Annotated in this window: 4 protein-coding genes and 1 pseudogene; 3 read left to right on the top strand and 2 right to left on the bottom strand. The window is 56.0% G+C overall.

All coding sequences use genetic code 11. From position 1 onward, the window contains the following. Positions 1–488, bottom strand: a pseudogene (locus LGH70_RS23400) (glycosyl hydrolase); the annotation flags it as partial. A 1104-nt stretch (positions 489–1592) separates the two neighbouring features. Here LGH70_RS23400 and LGH70_RS23405 point away from each other — a divergent pair. From LGH70_RS23405 to LGH70_RS23415, 3 genes are all read left to right on the top strand, one after another. Then, on the top strand, positions 1593–2684 hold the full coding sequence (locus tag LGH70_RS23405) for a DegT/DnrJ/EryC1/StrS family aminotransferase (RefSeq protein ID WP_226190932.1): 1092 nt from the start codon (positions 1593–1595) through the stop codon (positions 2682–2684). A 9-nt stretch (positions 2685–2693) separates the two neighbouring features. Beyond that, positions 2694–3626 carry an NAD-dependent epimerase/dehydratase family protein gene (locus tag LGH70_RS23410; protein WP_226190939.1) on the top strand — a complete coding sequence of 311 codons (933 nt, stop codon included), beginning with the start codon at positions 2694–2696 and terminating at the stop codon, positions 3624–3626. Between the two features lie 137 nt (positions 3627–3763). Further along, positions 3764–4507: an FkbM family methyltransferase gene (locus LGH70_RS23415; RefSeq protein ID WP_226190950.1), complete on the top strand. Its 744-nt coding sequence runs from the start codon at positions 3764–3766 to the stop codon at positions 4505–4507. Between the two features lie 99 nt (positions 4508–4606). On the opposite strand, the gene LGH70_RS23420 is transcribed toward LGH70_RS23415, so the two are convergent. Then, positions 4607–4993 (bottom strand): hypothetical protein (locus LGH70_RS23420; RefSeq protein WP_226190952.1); only part of this gene is annotated, 387 nt, incomplete at its 5' end.

A 4993-nucleotide genomic window follows, 5' to 3' on the forward strand; every position in this document is an offset into this window, starting at 1 on the left:
TCGGCGAAGGTGCCCCCGCCGTTGCGGTAGCGGGCATCGATGTTCTTGGCCTGGTTATACCGAACCGTCAGCGTCTGGCCACCGGTGCCGTCGCCGCTCCAGGTGTGCACGTTAATGCCGGTCGTGTGCTCCATGTAGTTGTTCTCGATGCGCATCATGCGGGCGGCATGCGAGTTGAGGAACTTACCCCGGGCGCGGTTGTCCACGGTTGGTACCAGACCGTAGCCGCGGTTGTTGCGCACGGTCAGGTTGGCACTGCCATTCACGGCCGAAATCATGTCGCCGGCGCTGGCAATGATGCAGTTCTCGATGATAACCGGCTGCGTAGTCTGCACCCGGATGGCAGGCGTGTTGGAGTCGGTGCTGCGGTAGTTACCCGAGTAGGTACCACCTTGGGTGATTACCAGCGGACCCTGGTAGGTTACGTTGGGGGCCTGGGCCAGTACCCGGGTCAAGCCGGGGAAAAGCAGCAGGAAGAAAGACAACATCGCCGATAAAGGCAAAAAGCGTGCACCGGAGCGGTTGCTGAGCGCGGAAGAGAAATGGTTTTCAGTGCCTTTTTGCATTCTGTGAGCTTTTTGGAAAAAGAACTATATATGAATGATTCGTTTAACCAGGTCGAAAGTCAATTTGTTCCGAATGCCTGAATTAAATTTGTGCTATTGTTCTAAAATTGGAATGTCTTGGTTCGAGCAATGAGTTCTGAGTGGCTGACTGTGCTTCGACCCGGCGCCAGGTGAAAAGCTTACTAATCCAAAACCTACTCTTTCTCTGCTGCTCAATTTTTAGAATCCCTCTTTTTAGAATCTAAATGAGGTTTTTACGCTTCCTGCACATCTCGTCCCTGTTTGCTGGCAGCCAAGCTGCCCAGCTTAGTTCGGTTTCTCAAATGGTCCTATTTAAAACGCCGTATTCACGTTGTGTAGACCGATTTTGAAAATCCTGACCATTTAATAACTGTGAATAGTTATAAAATGGTTGAAGAGGTTCAATGCAAATGTACAAAAGATGTTGAATTTGCAAAGGAGGCAGCTAAAAGTGGTAATTGTGTTTAAATTATATATCTATTGCACTCAAATTGCGGGTTTTGCTCTCCAACGCCCGGATTCGGGTTTTTTCGGCCGTAAGCAGAAAAACGGGCGCCGCGGAGAAAGCCAAAATTTTACTACTAAGGAAGGCCCAGCCTGCGTAATGTGCTGAGGCAGCCTTAGTTGAGAGGGTAACCCCTGACGACAGAAGCGGATCTGGGCGGACTGTTTATGGGCTGGCTTTCTAGCGGGGCACTGACGCAGGTTGCCACAGCCGCCAGAGTTCAGGAAGCTGACAATGGGCAAACAAGAATAAGCGGCAAGCGCAGCTACAGGTATAGGTAGCAGGCTGGGCTAATGGCTAGAGGGAAATCAGCTACGTGAATACAATTCAAAAGAATGTAACTATTAAAATTTTTTTTATGAAATATTAGTGTTTAATTCGATGCATAAGATGCCTCACAAGCATTACTACACCTCCTCACTTATTGTTTTATGGTACAGCACGCTACTCTTCCCTCTCCGGCGGCGGCGCCAGCCACACTCGCCACGCCCCCCATTCCTATGTTTACCACGTTTGTGCACCCCCAGGCCGCACAACGCGTGCAGGCCGTGCTGCGCAGCACCTTCCTTAGTGAGGGTAAGCTGGTAAAGGAATTTGAAAAACGCCTGAGCACGGAGCTGGGCATGCTCCACCCGGCCGCGCTCAACAGCGGCACCAGTGCCCTGCACCTAGCCCTGGAAGTAGCCGGCGTAGGCCCCGGCGACGAGGTTATTCTCTCGCCCCAGACCTTCATTGCCTCGGCCCTGGTCATTGTGCAGGTGGGGGCCAAGCCGGTGTTTGCCGACATTCAGTACCAAACCGGCAACATCGACCCCGCTGATATCGAGCACCGCATTACGGCCCGCACAAAGGCCATTATGGCCGTGCACTGGGGCGGCTACCCCTGCGACATGGCCGAGATTCAAGCCATTGCCCGGCGCCACGGCCTCATCGTAATTGAGGATGCGGCCCACGCGCCCGGTGCTACCTACCAGGGACAGCCCATCGGCTCCATTTCCGACCTGACCTGCTTTTCCTTCCAGGCCATCAAGCACCTGACTACCGGCGATGGTGGGGCCCTGTGCGCCCGCAGCCCCGAGCTGGCCCGCGAAGTAATGCGCCGCCGCTGGTTTGGCATCGATAGGGCCAACTCGCCCATTTCCGAAATCGGGGAGCGGGAGTACGATTTGGTGGATGTCGGCTTTAAATACCACCTCAGCGACTATTCGGCGGCGCTGGGCCTGGCCAATCTGGAAGGATTTCATAAGCGGATGCAGCGCCGCCGGGCCCTGGTGAAGCAGTACCGCGCGGGCCTCGCGCAGGTGGCCGGCCTGCAGCTGCTGGAGCAGCGCCCCGACCGGGAAAGCGCGCACTGGCTGTTCGGGATGCACGTCGAAAACCGGCTGCAGTTTATTCGGGCGCTGCGGGCCAAGGGCGTGTCGGCCTCCGTGGTGCACGACGGTATCGACCACAACACGCTCTTTGGGGGCAAGCGTCTGGAACTGGTCAATCAGCGGCGCTTCGACGAAACCCAGATTCACATTCCCCTGCACGACGGCATGGATTCCGAGCAGGTTGCCTATATTCTTAAAGTTATCAATCAGGGCTGGTAAGCCGTCGGTATGAAGATAGTTCTTTTGGGCGCCACGGGGTTTGCCGGGCGTAATGTGGCTCAGGAACTGCGGCGGCGCGGGGTAGAGCCGGTTGAATCGTCGCTGAGCCTGGGGCTGGATCTGCGGGATACGGCTGCCACCGCTGCCTTCCTGGGCCAGCACTGCCCCGATTTTATTATCAACTGCGCCGCCCACGTGGGCAGCCTCAACTACGTCACGGAAAAAGCCGCCACGGTAGTAGCCGACAATGCCCGCATGATTCTGGGCATGTATGAGGCCGTGGCGCAGGTGTGTCCCAAGGCCGTGGTTATCAATCCTATTGCTAACTGCGCCTACCCCGCCGCCGCCGATGTTTTCCGGGAAGACGAGTGGTGGAACGGCCATATTCACCGCTCAGTGCTTAGCTACGGCACCAGCCGCCGCCTGCTCTGGGCCACGGCCGAGTGCTTCGAAATGCAGTATGGCGTGCGCAGCATCCACCTGCTGACGCCCAACATGTACGGCCCCTACGACTCCACCGACCCTAACAAGGCCCACGCCCTGAACGCACTGATTTCTAAGTTCGTGAAGGCCGAGCTGACCGACCAGCCCGAACTGTCGGTGTGGGGCACGGGTGCCGTTATCCGGGAATGGCTCTACGCCCCCGATTTCGGCCGCCTGATCTGGGCCGTGCTACAGAATCATGCGTGCCCCAGCCTGAAGCAGCCCGTAAACCTGGCCCAGAACGACGGCCTGAGCGTGAAAGACCTGGTCAAGCTGATTCAAAGCAAATTCAACTACCGTGGCCAGGTGGTGTGGGACTGCACCAAGCCCGACGGGGCACCCAAAAAGGTAATGGACAACACCCGGTTCCGGCAGATGCTACCCAATTTCCGCTTCACCGACTTCTCGGAAGGCATCAAGGAAACGGTGAAGTATTATCAGTCTGTGTACCCTTATTAGCACGCGCCCAGATTAGAGGTAAAGGCTCCTAAAATGATAGGCTTATTTGATATAAATATTTTTATTAATAATATAATTTTATTAAATAGTGCTACTCATTCACGTTTCTGTCCTCTCATCACATTTCACCAGACTTTATGGATTCCATCATTAAAAGCTTTGCTCGAACTGCGCGGTCCGTAACCCGTTCCGTTGGCGTTGATATTGTTCGTTATCCGCACCTGGCCACCACGCTGCTCGACCAGCGGGGCCAATTGATGCAGCACCACGGCATTGATCTGGTTTTCGACATCGGGGCCAACATCGGCCAGTTTGGCGAGGAGCTGCGCGACCATGGCTACCAGGGCGAGATTCTCTCGTTTGAGCCCCAGCAGGCCGCTTACCAGCACCTGCGCCAGGCCGCCAGCGCCGACCCCAAGTGGCACGCTTTTCACTACGCTTTCGGCGAGGTGCCCGGCACGACCACCATCAACCTGTCGCAGAACTCGCACAGCAGCTCTCTGCTGCCCATGCTCGAGAGTCACCTGGACTCGGCCCCGGAATCGGCCTACATCGGCAAGGAAGAAATCCAGGTGCGCACCCTGAACGACTTCTGGTACGAGTACGGTTCCAAGTACGAGGAAAGCACCATTATGCTCAAGATTGACGTGCAGGGCTTCGAGAAGTACGTGCTGGCCGGCGCCAATTCCTTCCTGCCCCACGTCTCCCTGATTCAGCTGGAAATGTCGCTCATTGAGCTCTACAACGGCGAAATGCTCTACAATGAAATGATGGACTATCTGCATTCCCTGGGCTTCGGCACGCTGCTCACCCTTATTCCCGGCCACAGCCACCCCGAAACCGGCCGCCTGCTGCAGGTCGATGGCGTCTTCAGCCGCTAGCCGCCAGCCTCAACACACCGTTGCAAGAAAAAGCCCGCCGGTTACGACCAGCGGGCTTTTTCTTATAGTATCAGAAACGCAATAAGCTGTGCGCCTGGGCTACGGCGCCTTCGGCGCCACTGGGCCAATGGTCAAGCCCAGCTGCCGCACTTTGCCGAGCCAGCGGGTGTATTCGTCCCGTTCGGTCTGCTGGGTAATGGGGTTGGGCAGGTGCTGGGTGTTAGTAATGATCTGAATGCCGTAGTCACCCTCATCCTGGCGGTTGGCGTAGGGGTTGTTGCGGCCCCAGTGCACGTAGCCAATCGTATTCTTATCGACCTTCAGATTCGTGAATTTATCCTGCTTATAATAGTTAAAAATGGCAATGCCGGTGTAAGCCGTAGGAAGCTTGGTCGTGCCATCGGGCATGAGGCCAGCCATGATGATGCGGTTGTCGTGGTAGTAGACGTCGTGTCCGCCGGCAATGTTCATGGCCGAGTTGCAGGT

The sequence above is a fragment of the Hymenobacter nitidus genome (assembly GCF_020447315.1).
Lineage (GTDB): Bacteria > Bacteroidota > Bacteroidia > Cytophagales > Hymenobacteraceae > Hymenobacter > Hymenobacter nitidus.